This window comes from Mycobacterium canetti CIPT 140010059, from assembly GCF_000253375.1.
GTDB classification, from domain to species: Bacteria; Actinomycetota; Actinomycetes; order Mycobacteriales; family Mycobacteriaceae; genus Mycobacterium; species Mycobacterium tuberculosis.
Genome location: NC_015848.1, coordinates 3,965,448 through 3,977,990, shown reverse-complemented (window position 1 = coordinate 3,977,990; position 12,543 = coordinate 3,965,448). Strand labels below are relative to the sequence as shown.

The following is a 12,543-nucleotide window of genomic DNA, read 5'->3' as shown; positions in this document are numbered from 1 at the left end:
GAGCGAGCGATGGTGATGACGCGATGAGCTACGACGTCACTATCCGGTTTCGCCGTTTCTTTTCGCGGCTGCAGCGGCCGGTCGACAACTTCGGCGAGCAGGCGCTGTTCTACGGCGAAACCATGCGCTATGTGCCCAACGCCATCACCCGCTACCGGAAGGAGACGGTCCGGCTGGTCGCCGAGATGACGCTGGGCGCCGGAGCGCTGGTCATGATCGGCGGCACGGTCGGGGTGGCGGCCTTTTTGACCCTGGCGTCCGGTGGAGTGATCGCCGTGCAGGGGTATTCGTCGCTGGGCGACATCGGTATCGAGGCGTTGACCGGGTTCCTGTCGGCGTTTTTGAACGTCCGCGTTGTCGCGCCGGTGATTGCGGGTATCGCGCTGGCGGCCACTATCGGGGCCGGAGCCACCGCGCAGCTGGGTGCCATGCGGGTCTCTGAGGAGATCGACGCCGTCGAATGCATGGCGGTGCACTCGGTGTCCTATTTGGTGTCAACCCGGCTGATCGCCGGCCTGGTGGCGATCATTCCGTTGTATTCGTTGTCGGTGCTGGCCGCGTTCTTCGCCGCTCGTTTCACCACGGTGTTTGTCAATGGGCAGTCCGCGGGCCTTTATGACCATTACTTCAACACCTTCCTCATCCCCTCCGACCTGTTGTGGTCGTTTATGCAAGCCATCGCTATGTCGATCGCGGTAATGCTGGTGCATACCTACTACGGCTACAACGCCAGCGGCGGGTCGGTTGGGGTCGGGGTCGCGGTCGGGCAGGCCGTACGGACCTCGCTGATCGTGGTTGTTGTCATCACCTTGTTCATCTCGCTCGCCGTCTACGGCGCGTCCGGTAACTTCAACCTCTCGGGGTAAAAACCTTCAGAAAGGAAACATGTCCGGCGGCGGATCTCGACGCACCAGTGTCAGGGTGGCAGCGGCGCTGCTGGCCGGGCTGATGGTGGGATCCGCAGTGCTGACTTATCTTTCGTATACGGCGGCTTTCACGTCTACGGACACCGTCACGGTATCGTCGCCGAGGGCCGGCCTGGTTATGGAGAAGGGCGCCAAGGTCAAATACCGTGGCATCCAGGTAGGCAAGGTCACGGATATCAGCTACAGCGGCAACCAAGCACGGCTCAAGCTGGCCATCGACAGCGGCGAGATGGGTTTTATCCCCTCCAACGCGACGGTGCGCATCGCCGGAAACACCATCTTCGGCGCCAAATCGGTGGAATTCATTCCGCCAAAGACACCGTCGCCCAAGCCGCTAAGTCCGAATGCGCACGTGGCGGCGTCTCAGGTACAGCTTGAGGTCAACACGTTGTTCCAATCGCTCATCGACCTGCTACACAAGATCGATCCGCTTGAAACGAACGCGACGCTGAGCGCGCTGTCCGAAGGCCTGCGCGGCCACGGCGATGATCTGGGTGCGCTGTTGTCGGGACTGAACACGCTGACCCGCCAAGCGAACCCAAAGTTACCCGCCCTTCAGGAGGATTTCCGCAAGGCGGCGGTGGTGGCCAACGTCTATGCTGACGCCGCCGGGGACCTGAACACCGTGTTCGATAACCTGCCGACGATCAACAAGACGATCGTCGACCAGAAGGACAACCTCAACGACACGCTGCTAGCCACCATCGGTCTGTCTAATAACGCCTATGAGACGTTGGCGCCCGCCGAACAGAATTTCATCGACGCCATCAACCGGCTCCGAGCCCCGCTCAAAGTGACCTCCGACTACTCCCCGGTATTCGGCTGCCTTTTCAAGGGCATCGCGCGCGGTGTCAAGGAGTTTGCCCCGCTAATCGGTGTCCGTAAGGCTGGGCTGTTCACCTCGTCGAGCTTCGTGTTGGGTGCGCCGTCGTACACCTATCCGGAGAGCCTGCCGATCGTCAACGCCTCCGGCGGTCCGAACTGCCGAGGGTTGCCCGATATCCCGACCAAGCAGACGGGCGGGTCGTTCTACCGCGCGCCGTTCCTGGTCACCGACAACGCTTTGATCCCATACCAGCCGTTCACCGAGTTACAGGTTGACGCGCCGTCGACGCTGCAGTTCCTGTTCAACGGTGCGTTCGCGGAACGGGACGACTTCTGATGGCGGGCTCGGGCGTTCCCTCGCACCGGTCGATGGTGATCAAGGTCAGCGTCTTCGCGGTGGTCATGCTGCTGGTGGCCGCCGGTCTGGTGGTGGTCTTCGGGGACTTCCGGTTTGGTCCCACAACCGTCTACCACGCCACCTTCACCGACGCGTCGCGGCTGAAGGCAGGCCAGAAGGTTCGCATCGCCGGTGTGCCGGTCGGTTCAGTGAAGGCGGTCAAGCTCAACCCAGACCACAGCATCGACGTGGCATTCGCGATCGACCGCAGCTACACGCTGTACTCGTCCACGCGTGCGGTGATCCGGTACGAAAACCTGGTGGGCGACCGGTTCCTGGAGATCACGTCGGGTCCGGGTGAACTGCGCAAGCTGCCGCCGGGTGGCACCATCAACGTGGCCCACACCCAGCCCGCACTGGATCTCGATGCGTTGCTGGGTGGGCTACGGCCGGTGCTGAAAGGCTTTGACGCTGACAAGATCAACACCATCACCAGTGCGGTCATCGAGTTGCTGCAGGGCCAGGGTGGTCCGTTGGCGAACGTGCTCGCCGACACCGGTGCCTTCTCGGCGGCGCTGGGCGCACGCGACCAGCTGATCGGCGAGGTAATCACCAACCTCAACGCGGTGCTGGCGACCGTCGATGCAAAGAGCGCGCAATTTTCGGCCAGTGTCGACCAGCTGCAGCAGCTGGTCAGCGGCCTGGCCAAGAACCGGGATCCGATCGCGGGCGCCATTTCGCCGCTGGCGTCGACGACGACGGATCTTACGGAACTGTTGCGGAATTCGCGCCGGCCGCTGCAAGGCATCCTGGAAAACGCCCGGCCGCTGGCTACCGAGCTGGACAACCGAAAGGCCGAGGTCAACAACGACATCGAGCAGCTCGGCGAGGACTACCTGCGCCTGTCCGCGCTGGGCAGTTACGGAGCATTCTTCAACATCTACTTCTGCTCGGTGACGATCAAGATCAACGGACCGGCCGGCAGCGACATCCTGCTGCCGATCGGCGGCCAGCCGGATCCCAGCAAGGGGAGGTGCGCCTTTGCTAAATAGGAAGCCAAGTAGCAAACACGAACGCGACCCGCTCCGCACCGGCATCTTCGGCCTGGTGCTGGTGATCTGCGTCGTCCTGATCGCATTCGGCTACAGCGGGTTGCCTTTCTGGCCACAGGGCAAAACCTACGACGCGTATTTCACCGACGCCGGTGGGATCACCCCCGGTAACTCGGTTTATGTCTCGGGCCTCAAGGTGGGCGCGGTGTCGGCCGTGAGTCTGGCCGGAAACAGTGCAAAGGTCACCTTCAGCGTGGACCGCAGCATCGTCGTCGGCGACCAGTCCCTGGCCGCGATCCGCACCGACACCATCCTCGGCGAGCGCTCCATCGCGGTCAGTCCGGCTGGCTCCGGCAAGTCGACCACGATTCCGTTGAGCCGGACCACCACGCCCTACACGCTCAACGGGGTGCTGCAGGATCTGGGCCGCAACGCCAACGACCTGAATAGGCCGCAGTTCGAGCAGGCCTTGAACGTGTTCACCCAGGCCTTGCATGACGCCACCCCGCAGGTGCGTGGTGCCGTGGACGGGCTGACGTCGCTGTCGCGCGCCCTGAATCGTCGCGACGAAGCGCTGCAAGGCCTGCTGGCGCACGCCAAGTCGGTGACATCGGTGTTGTCCGAACGCGCCGAACAGGTCAACAAGCTGGTCGAGGACGGCAACCAGTTGTTTGCGGCGCTCGATGCCCGGCGGGCCGCGCTCAGCGCGTTGATCTCTGGGATCGACGATGTTGCAGCGCAGATTTCCGGCTTTGTCGCCGACAACCGTAAGGAGTTCGGCCCGGCTTTGAGCAAGCTCAACCTGGTGCTGGCCAACCTCAACGAGCGCCGCGACTATATCACCGAGGCCCTCAAGCGGCTGCCCACGTACGCGACCACGCTGGGGGAGGTGGTCGGATCCGGACCCGGATTCAATGTCAACGTCTACAGCGTGCTGCCCGGGCCGCTGGTGGCGACCGTGTTCGACCTGGTCTTTCAGCCGGGCAAGCTGCCGGATAGCCTCGCCGATTACTTGCGCGGGTTTATCCAGGAGCGCTGGATCATCAGACCGAAGTCGCCGTGATGGGCCGGGTCGCCATGTTGACGGGGAGCCGGGGATTGCGCTACGCCACGGTGATCGCGCTGGTGGCCGCGCTGGTGGGCGGCGTGTACGTGCTCTCGTCCACCGGTAATAAGCGCACCATCGTGGGCTACTTCACCTCTGCTGTCGGGCTCTATCCCGGTGACCAGGTCCGCGTCCTGGGCGTCCCGGTGGGTGAGATCGACATGATCGAGCCGCGGTCGTCCGACGTCAAGATCACTATGTCGGTGTCCAAGGACGTCAAGGTGCCCGTGGACGTGCAGGCCGTGATCATGTCGCCGAATTTGGTGGCGGCGCGGTTCATTCAGCTCACCCCGGTGTATACCGGCGGGGCGGTGCTGCCCGACAACGGTCGGATCGATCTGGATCGCACCGCGGTGCCGGTGGAATGGGACGAGGTGAAAGAGGGGCTCACCCGGTTGGCCGCCGACCTGAGTCCGGCGGCGGGCGAGCTGCAGGGGCCGCTGGGCGCGGCGATCAACCAGGCCGCGGACACCCTTGACGGCAACGGAGACTCGTTACACAACGCGTTGCGCGAGCTTGCGCAGGTCGCCGGGCGGCTGGGGGATTCGCGCGGCGACATCTTCGGCACCGTCAAGAACCTGCAGGTACTGGTCGACGCGCTATCGGAGAGCGACGAGCAGATTGTGCAGTTCGCCGGCCACGTGGCATCGGTGTCGCAGGTGCTCGCCGACAGCTCGGCCAATCTGGACCAGACCCTGGGCACGCTCAACCAGGCGCTGTCCGACATCAGGGGGTTCTTGCGCGAGAACAACTCGACGCTGATCGAAACGGTGAATCAGCTCAACGACTTTGCGCAGACGTTGAGTGACCAGAGCGAGAACATCGAGCAAGTGCTGCACGTGGCTGGGCCGGGGATCACCAACTTCTACAACATCTATGACCCTGCGCAAGGCACCCTCAACGGTCTGTTGTCGATACCCAACTTCGCTAACCCGGTGCAGTTCATCTGCGGCGGTTCCTTCGATACCGCCGCGGGCCCGTCGGCGCCGGACTACTACCGGCGCGCCGAGATCTGCCGTGAGCGGCTGGGGCCGGTGCTGCGCCGGCTCACGGTGAATTACCCGCCGATCATGTTCCACCCGCTTAACACGATCACGGCGTACAAGGGCCAGATCATCTACGACACCCCGGCCACCGAGGCCAAGTCGGAGACGCCGGTTCCGGAATTGACTTGGATACCCGCGGGAGGAGGAGCGCCTGTGGACAACCCCGCGGATCTGCAGAGCCTACTCGTCCCACCGGCGCCCGGTCCGGCACCGGCCCCGCCGGCGCCGGGGGCAGGACCGGGCGAGCATGGGGGCGGCGGATGAACCGAATCTGGTTGCGCGCCATCATATTGACGGCCAGCAGCGCGCTGCTTGCCGGCTGTCAGTTTGGCGGGCTGAACTCGCTGCCGCTGCCTGGCACCGCCGGGCACGGTGAAGGTGCCTACTCGGTCACCGTCGAAATGGCTGATGTGGCGACGTTGCCGCAGAACTCACCGGTCATGGTCGATAACGTCACCGTCGGCAGCGTGGCCGGCATTGTCGCGGTCCAACGACCCGACGGATCCTTTTATGCCGCCGTGAAGCTGGACCTGGACAAGAATGTGTTGCTGCCGGCCAACGCCGTGGCGAAGGTCTCCCAGACCTCGCTGCTGGGTTCGTTACATGTAGAGCTGGCGCCACCGACGGACCGCCCGCCGACCGGGAGGTTGGTTGACGGCTCGAGAATCACCGAGGCCAACACCGACCGATTCCCCACCACCGAGGAGGTTTTCTCGGCGCTGGGGGTGGTGGTCAACAAGGGTAACGTCGGTGCGTTGGAAGAGATCATTGACGAGACCCACCAGGCGGTGGCGGGTCGGCAGGCCCAGTTCGTCAACCTGGTCCCCAGGCTCGCGGAGTTGACGGCGGGCCTGAACCGGCAGGTTCACGACATCATCGATGCGTTGGATGGGCTGAACCGAGTCTCCGCGATCCTGGCACGTGACAAGGACAACCTGGGCCGAGCACTGGACACGCTGCCCGACGCGGTTCGCGTGCTCAACCAGAACCGGGACCACATCGTCGACGCGTTCGCCGCGCTCAAAAGGTTGACGATGGTCACGTCGCACGTGCTGGCCGAGACCAAGGTGGATTTCGGTGAAGACCTCAAAGACCTCTACTCGATCGTCAAGGCCCTCAACGACGACCGAAAGGATTTCGTCACCTCGCTGCAGCTGTTGCTGACGTTCCCATTTCCCAACTTCGGTATCAAGCAGGCGGTGCGCGGCGACTATCTTAACGTGTTCACCACCTTCGACCTCACCCTGCGCCGGATTGGTGAGACGTTCTTCACCACGGCGTACTTCGACCCGAACATGGCGCACATGGACGAGATCCTCAACCCGCCCGACTTCCTGATTGGCGAACTGGCCAACCTGTCCGGGCAAGCGGCCGACCCATTTAAGATTCCACCCGGTACGGCGTCGGGACAGTAGGGGCCCGGACATGATCGACCGACTCGCCAAGATCCAGTTGTCCATTTTTGCGGTGATCACCGTCATCACCCTGAGCGTGATGGCGATCTTTTATCTGCGTCTGCCCGCCACGTTCGGCATCGGAACCTACGGCGTGAGTGCCGACTTCGTCGCGGGCGGTGGCCTGTACAAGAACGCCAACGTCACCTACCGCGGTGTCGCGGTCGGGCGGGTGGAGTCGGTGGGGCTAAATCCCAATGGCGTTACCGCGCACATGCGACTGAACAGTGGCACCGCCATTCCGTCGAACGTCACCGCCACCGTACGCAGCGTTTCGGCCATCGGTGAGCAGTACATCGACCTAGTGCCGCCGGAGAACCCGTCGTCGACCAAGTTGCGCAACGGCTTCCGGATCCAGCGGCAGAACACCCGAATCGGGCAAGACGTCGCCGACCTGTTGCGTCAGGCCGAGACGCTGCTCGGCAGCCTTGGCGACACCCGGCTGCGGGAGCTGCTGCACGAGGCGTTCATCGCGACCAATGGCGCCGGTCCGGAACTGGCCCGGCTGATCGAGTCGGCCCGGTTGCTGGTGGATGAGGCCAACGCCAACTATCCACAGGTTTCGCAGTTGATCGATCAGGCCGGCCCGTTCCTGCAAGCCCAGATCCGCGCCGGCGGGGACATCAAGTCACTCGCCGATGGGCTGGCGCGGTTCACCTGGCAGCTCCGTGCGGCAGACCCGCGGCTGCGCGACACGTTGGCCGACGCCCCGGATGCGATCGACGAGGCCAACACCGCGTTCTCCGGGATTCGTCCTTCGTTTCCCGCGCTGGCGGCCAGTCTGGCCAACCTGGGCCGGGTGGGCGTGATCTATCACAAGTCGATCGAACAGCTCCTGGTGGTTTTCCCGGCGCTGTTCGCCGCGATCATCACCTCGGCGGGCGGCGTACCCCAGGACGAGGGCGCCAAGCTGGACTTCAAGATCGACCTGCACGACCCGCCGCCCTGCATGACCGGGTTCTTGCCCCCGCCGCTGGTCCGGTCGCCGGCCGACGAGTCGGTACGCGAGATTCCCCGGGACATGTACTGCAAGACCGCGCAGAACGACCCGAGCACGGTGCGCGGCGCTCGCAACTACCCGTGCCAGGAATTCCCCGGTAAGCGGGCACCGACGGTGCAGTTATGTCGGGATCCGCGTGGCTATGTGCCAGTTGGAACCAACCCGTGGCGCGGTCCGCCGATCCCGTACGGCACCGAGGTGACGGATGGGCGAAACATTCTGCCGCCCAACAAGTTCCCTTACATCCCGCCGGGCGCGGATCCCGACCCGGGCGTGCCCATCGTCGGACCGCCGCCACCCGGCCAGGTGGCCGGCCCCGGGCCGGCGCCGCACCAGCCGGCGCAGCCTGCGCCGCCGCCCAACGACAACGGTCCGCCTCCACCGTTCACGTCATGGATGCCGCCCGGGTACCCGCCGGAGCCACCCCAGGTGCCATACCCGGCGACCATTCCGCCGCCGCCACCACCGGAAGGCACCGGGCCTCCGCCCGGGCCGGCGCCTGGCCCCCAACCGCAGGCCAGCGGTCCGGCCTACACCATCTATGACCAACTCAGCGGAGCCTTCGCGGACCCGGCCGGCGGCACTGGTATCTTCGCGCCCGGGATGACGGGCGCATCCAGCGCCGAGAATTGGGTGGATCTCATGCGCGATCCGAGGCAGCTGTAGTGGCCGCAGATACCGGTGTAGCCGGCGGACAGCAGTCGACGACGCGGCGCGCTCGTCGTAAGGCGTCCCGCCCCGCGGGTCCGGCGGAAGGCGAGTCGAGCCGTCCCGCCCAGGGTGCGGCGACGGTGAGGGCCGCGGCGCGGACCGAATCGAAGCCGGCGAAAGCCGCCAAGCCCGCCCTGAGGCCGGTCAAACCGCCGCCACGCCGGCCGGCACACCGCGTCCTGGTCGGCTGGCTTTCGCTGGCGGCAGGCCTATTGGCGATTGCCGCGCTGGCATGGGGTGTGACCGCACTGGTTATGCAGAACCGGGATGCGGACGCCCGGCAAGCCCGCAACCAGCGTTTTGTCGATGCCGCCACCCAGACCGTGGTCAACATGTTCAGCTACACGCCGGACACCATCGACGAGAGCGTGAACCGGTTCGTCAACGGCACCAGTGGGCCGCTACGCGGCATGCTGAACGCCAACAACAACGTGGACAACCTCAAGGGTCTATTCCGGGCCACCAACGCGACATCGGAGGCCGTCGTCAACGGCGCCGCGTTGGAGGGCATTGACGAAATCAGCGACAACGCATCGGTATTGGTGTCGGTGCGGGTGACGGTCGCCGATATCGACGGCGTCAACAAGCCGTCCATGCCCTATCGTCTTCGGGTCATCGTGCATGAGGACGAGAACGGCCGGATGACCGGCTACGACCTGAAGTACCCGGACGGGGGCAACTGATGAGACGGTTGATTTCCGTCGCCTACGCGCTGATGGTCGCCACCATCGTGGGTTTGTCCGCGGCCGGTGGCTGGTTCTACTGGGACCGGGTGCAGACCGGGGGCGAAGCGTCGGCGCGGGCACTGTTACCGAAGCTGGCCATGCAGGAAATCCCACAAGTCTTCGGTTACGACTACCAAACTGTCGAGCGCAGCCTCACCGCGGTGTACCCGCTGCTGACGCCGGACTATCGCCAGGAGTTCCAGAAGAGCGCCAATGCGCAGATCATCCCGGAGGCGAAGAAGCGTGAAGTGGTGGTCCAGGCCAATGTCGTCGGTGTGGGAGTCATGGATGCCAAACGCGATTGCGCATCGGTGATGGTCTATTTGAACCGCACCGTGACCGACAAGACGCGACAGCCGCTCTACGACGGCAGCCGACTGCGGGTGGATTTCCAGCGGATTGACGGCAAATGGCTGATCGCCTACATCACGCCGATTTAATAGCACATCGCAATGTTGTTGCAGTACAACGGATAACGCTGGACCGGGCTGGGTGGCGGGCCGATGAGCTGCAGTGAAAACGGTTGTTTGCTCAACTTTGGCTGCAGGCCACACACGGCGCCATGCACGGTGGTGTGCGTCCCGGTCAGCGTCTCGTCGCTGAACGCATAGGTTTCGCTGGACGGTGCCGTGCTGCCGTCCGGACACGCCACGCCGTCTGCCTGATTCACCTGGAAGGTCCACAGCATGCTACTCATCCGAGCCCTGCCGCTGAAGTTCTGCAGCCGGTCCGTACGGGTGATCTGTTGGGGCGTCGTACTCACCACGTTGAGAGCGCAGTTGAACGCCCAAACGATGGGGTCAGAATAGTCGTTCATGTTACGGGTTCCCGACGGCTGATCGCACAGCGCGGTAATCGTCCACGTCACCCCGGACACTCCGGCCTGGTTGAAGGAGTAACTGCCATCCGGCGGCGGTCCGAGCGCACGCGCCGGGTCACCGGAGTGCAGCGCAATTCCCAGTGCGACGGCCGAGCAGATGACGGCCCCAGCGGCCAGTCCGCAACGGATGTTCACATGCCCTCCTTCGGGCCTTCGCGCTCCATCGAGTATCACAGCCTTTGGGCAGCCGCACCAGCTTCCAGGGCGCGAGCAGACGCAGAATCGCCCAATTTCGTGCCGAAATGGGCGATTCTGCGTCTGCTCGCGAGCGGGAGCGGCTTGACCGTTAGCCTTGGCCCCTCGGGTGTGCCCCGGCGAGAGCGTCGAGAAACGACTGTGCCCAGCGGTCCACGTCGTGGGCGAGCACTTGGCGTCGCAGCGACCGCATTCGCCGCCGGCCCGCCTCCTCCGTCTGGTTGAGCGCTTCCTCTATCCCGTCCTTGACGCCTTCCAGGTCGTGCGGGTTGACCAGGTATGCGTGCCGGAGTTCGGCTGCGGCCCCGGTGAATTCGCTGAGCACCAGGGCACCGCCAAGATCGCTGCGGCAAGCGACGTACTCCTTGGCCACCAGGTTCATCCCGTCGCGTAGTGGGGTGACCAGCATGACGTCGCTGGCCACGAAGAAAGCGATAAGCTCGTCGCGCGGAGCCGGTCGATGCAGGTAATGCACTACCGGATGGCCAACCTCACCGTACTCGCCGTTAATGTGGCCGACCTGGCGTTCGATGTCGTTGCGCAGCGTCTGGTAGCTCTCCACCCGCTCGCGGCTCGGGGTAGCCAGCTGGACCAGGACGGTGTCGTCGCGTTTGACGCGGCCCTCGGCCAGCAGCTCGGAAAAGGCCTTCAGCCGTACGTCGATGCCCTTGGTGTAGTCGAGCCGGTCAACACCGAGCAGGATCTTGCGCGGATTTCCCAGTTCGGTGCGAATCTCGCGGGCCCGGCGCCTGATGTTGCGGTCGCGGGCAGCGTGGTCGAGCGCGCCGGAGTCAACCGAGATAGGAAAGGCGCCAACTCGTATGGTGCGGGACCCGAGCACCGCCGCACCGAACCGCGACCGCACACCGACGGTTCCGCGGGAAGTGTCGGTGCCGACCAGACGCCGGGACAGGATCAGGAAATTCTGGGCACCGCCCGGAAGATGGAAGCCCACCAGGTCGGCACCCAGTAGGCCCTGGATGATCTCGGTGCGCCACGGCATCTGCATAAACAGCTCTACCGGCGGGAACGGGATGTGCAAAAAGAAACCGATGGTCAGATCGGGCCGCAGCATGCGCAGCATCTTCGGTACCAGCTGCAGCTGGTAGTCCTGTACCCACACGGTTGCGCCGTGGGCGGCGGCGCGCGACGCGGCCTCGGCAAAGCGCTGGTTGACGTCGACGTAGCGATCCCACCATTCGCGGTGGTAGAGCGGCTTGACGATGACGTCGTGGTACAGCGGCCACAGTGTGGCGTTGGAGAATCCCTCGTAGTACTGAGCTATGTCCGTGGTGCTCAGCCGTACCGGATGAAGTTCCAGCTCGTCTTGGATGATGGGGCCGTCCAGCACGTGGAGGTCGGGTTCGGCCCCGTCGTCGTTAACGCCGGGCCAGCCGACCCAGGCCCCGCGCCGACGCCGCAGCACCGGCTCCAAGGCGGTGACCAAGCCTCCGGGGCTGCGTTTCCAGGTTGTGCTGCCGTCGGGAAGACGCTCCAGATCGACGGGCAGTCGATTGGCTACCACCACGAAGTCAGAGTCCCCGAAGGTCTCCGAATCGCAAATCTGCGCCTCCTGGCCTCCCGAGGGAGCCATTAGCTCTCGAGTTTGGCCGGTCCAATACCGAGCATGGACAGGAAGATCCGACACTCGTCGGCGTCGTTCGCATATGCGGCGACGACTCGCCTGGCCTGGCTCGCGGTGCTGTCTGCCAGCGGTTCGACGTCACCGATTTCGCCGTGGTCAGATTTGGTAGACATTACATAACTGTAAGCCAAGCCCGCATTGCGCTGCAGACGTCGTCACGGTTTGGCCCCGGCGATGGGTACCGTCGACGCGGTTCAGGTCCCGTTACCAGCGGTGTGCGATTGCCCGCCGAGGACTTCGCGGGCCAGCTCTTCCAGTGCCCGGCGATCCTCGGTCAGTGCTGCCCGGCCAGCCGGGGTAGCCCGGTAGACGCGGCGCGCGCGGCCGTCGACGACCCGTTGCTCGGACACCAGCAGGCCGTCGGCTTCGAGCCGGTGCAGGGTCGGGTACAACGTGCCGGGGCTGACCCGGTAGCCGTGCCGGCTCAGTTCTTGGGTCAGCCACGCGCCGTGCACCTCGTTGTCGGCAGCGTGGTGCAGGATGTGCAGGCGCACCGCGGCCCGCTGAAACTCCCGCATAGAACACCTCAGGTGACCAAGCCGATATCGGCTTGCGATTCTACGGGGTGCGGGTAGCCGGCGGCGAATTCGCACTTACCAATAGACGTACAGCAAACTCCCAGTCATACACCGATGCATTTCA

13 protein-coding genes are annotated in these 12,543 nt (G+C 64.5%); 9 read left to right on the top strand and 4 right to left on the bottom strand.

Annotated features, from left to right (window positions below; all coding sequences use genetic code 11):
• The first annotated feature begins 23 nt into the window (after positions 1 to 23).
• From MCAN_RS18455 to MCAN_RS18415, 9 genes are read left to right on the top strand one after another with little or no spacing between them, the layout of a single operon-like run.
• Complete coding sequence (locus MCAN_RS18455; RefSeq protein WP_003418983.1) at positions 24 to 866, top strand: ABC transporter permease; 843 nt, start codon at positions 24 to 26, stop codon at positions 864 to 866.
• Positions 867 to 885: 19 nt separating this feature from the next.
• A complete protein-coding gene (gene mce4A, locus MCAN_RS18450; RefSeq protein WP_003418979.1) occupies positions 886 to 2,088 on the top strand; it encodes a virulence factor Mce4A in 1,203 nt (400 codons plus the stop codon).
• The gene (locus MCAN_RS18445) at positions 2,088 to 3,140 is read left to right on the top strand and encodes a virulence factor Mce family protein (RefSeq protein ID WP_003418972.1); all 1,053 of its coding nucleotides are present in this window, start codon (positions 2,088 to 2,090) and stop codon (positions 3,138 to 3,140) included. Before mce4A ends, MCAN_RS18445 begins: the two co-directional genes overlap by 1 nt.
• Positions 3,130 to 4,203, top strand: coding sequence for a virulence factor Mce family protein (locus MCAN_RS18440; protein ID WP_003418967.1), 1,074 nt, complete (start codon positions 3,130 to 3,132; stop codon positions 4,201 to 4,203). Before MCAN_RS18445 ends, MCAN_RS18440 begins: the two co-directional genes overlap by 11 nt.
• Positions 4,200 to 5,555 carry a virulence factor Mce family protein gene (locus tag MCAN_RS18435; protein ID WP_014001772.1) on the top strand — a complete coding sequence of 452 codons (1,356 nt, stop codon included), beginning with the start codon at positions 4,200 to 4,202 and terminating at the stop codon, positions 5,553 to 5,555. Before MCAN_RS18440 ends, MCAN_RS18435 begins: the two co-directional genes overlap by 4 nt.
• The gene (gene lprN / locus MCAN_RS18430) at positions 5,552 to 6,706 is read left to right on the top strand and encodes an Mce family lipoprotein LprN (RefSeq protein WP_014001771.1); all 1,155 of its coding nucleotides are present in this window, start codon (positions 5,552 to 5,554) and stop codon (positions 6,704 to 6,706) included. Before MCAN_RS18435 ends, lprN begins: the two co-directional genes overlap by 4 nt.
• Positions 6,707 to 6,716: 10 nt before the next feature.
• The gene (locus MCAN_RS18425) at positions 6,717 to 8,411 is read left to right on the top strand and encodes a virulence factor Mce family protein (protein WP_003418963.1); all 1,695 of its coding nucleotides are present in this window, start codon (positions 6,717 to 6,719) and stop codon (positions 8,409 to 8,411) included.
• Entirely contained in the window at positions 8,411 to 9,139 is a 729-nt protein-coding gene (locus MCAN_RS18420) for a mammalian cell entry protein (RefSeq protein ID WP_003418960.1), read from the top strand. Before MCAN_RS18425 ends, MCAN_RS18420 begins: the two co-directional genes overlap by 1 nt.
• Entirely contained in the window at positions 9,139 to 9,621 is a 483-nt protein-coding gene (locus MCAN_RS18415; protein WP_003418958.1) for an Mce associated protein, read from the top strand. Before MCAN_RS18420 ends, MCAN_RS18415 begins: the two co-directional genes overlap by 1 nt.
• Here the strand turns inward: MCAN_RS18415 and MCAN_RS18410 are convergent.
• The 4 genes from MCAN_RS18410 to MCAN_RS18395 form a co-directional block, all read right to left on the bottom strand.
• Positions 9,618 to 10,196, bottom strand: a complete 579-nt coding sequence (locus tag MCAN_RS18410; protein ID WP_003418954.1) for a hypothetical protein — start codon at positions 10,194 to 10,196, stop codon at positions 9,618 to 9,620. The genes MCAN_RS18415 and MCAN_RS18410 overlap by 4 nt on opposite strands.
• 151 nt (positions 10,197 to 10,347) lie before the next feature.
• Positions 10,348 to 11,850, bottom strand: a complete 1,503-nt coding sequence (otsA, locus tag MCAN_RS18405) for a trehalose-6-phosphate synthase (protein ID WP_003418951.1) — start codon at positions 11,848 to 11,850, stop codon at positions 10,348 to 10,350.
• Complete coding sequence (locus tag MCAN_RS18400; RefSeq protein ID WP_003418950.1) at positions 11,850 to 12,014, bottom strand: hypothetical protein; 165 nt, start codon at positions 12,012 to 12,014, stop codon at positions 11,850 to 11,852. The genes otsA and MCAN_RS18400 overlap by 1 nt, the downstream gene beginning before the upstream one ends.
• An 81-nt stretch (positions 12,015 to 12,095) precedes the next feature.
• On the bottom strand, positions 12,096 to 12,419 hold the full coding sequence (locus MCAN_RS18395) for a PadR family transcriptional regulator (protein ID WP_003418948.1): 324 nt from the start codon (positions 12,417 to 12,419) through the stop codon (positions 12,096 to 12,098).
• Between the last annotated feature and the right edge of the window lie 124 nt (positions 12,420 to 12,543).

Excerpts from the sequence above, each read along its gene's own strand:
- MCAN_RS18455 (WP_003418983.1), top strand. The coding sequence starts at position 24 with ATGAGCTACGACGTCACTATCCGGTTTCGCCGTTTCTTTTCGCGGCTG.
- mce4A (WP_003418979.1), top strand. The coding sequence starts at position 886 with ATGTCCGGCGGCGGATCTCGACGCACCAGTGTCAGGGTGGCAGCGGCG.
- MCAN_RS18445 (WP_003418972.1), top strand. The coding sequence starts at position 2,088 with ATGGCGGGCTCGGGCGTTCCCTCGCACCGGTCGATGGTGATCAAGGTC.
- lprN (WP_014001771.1), top strand. The coding sequence starts at position 5,552 with ATGAACCGAATCTGGTTGCGCGCCATCATATTGACGGCCAGCAGCGCG.
- MCAN_RS18425 (WP_003418963.1), top strand. The coding sequence starts at position 6,717 with ATGATCGACCGACTCGCCAAGATCCAGTTGTCCATTTTTGCGGTGATC.
- MCAN_RS18415 (WP_003418958.1), top strand. The coding sequence starts at position 9,139 with ATGAGACGGTTGATTTCCGTCGCCTACGCGCTGATGGTCGCCACCATC.
- otsA (WP_003418951.1), bottom strand. The coding sequence starts at position 11,850 with ATGGCTCCCTCGGGAGGCCAGGAGGCGCAGATTTGCGATTCGGAGACC.
- MCAN_RS18400 (WP_003418950.1), bottom strand. The coding sequence starts at position 12,014 with ATGTCTACCAAATCTGACCACGGCGAAATCGGTGACGTCGAACCGCTG.
- MCAN_RS18395 (WP_003418948.1), bottom strand. The coding sequence starts at position 12,419 with ATGCGGGAGTTTCAGCGGGCCGCGGTGCGCCTGCACATCCTGCACCAC.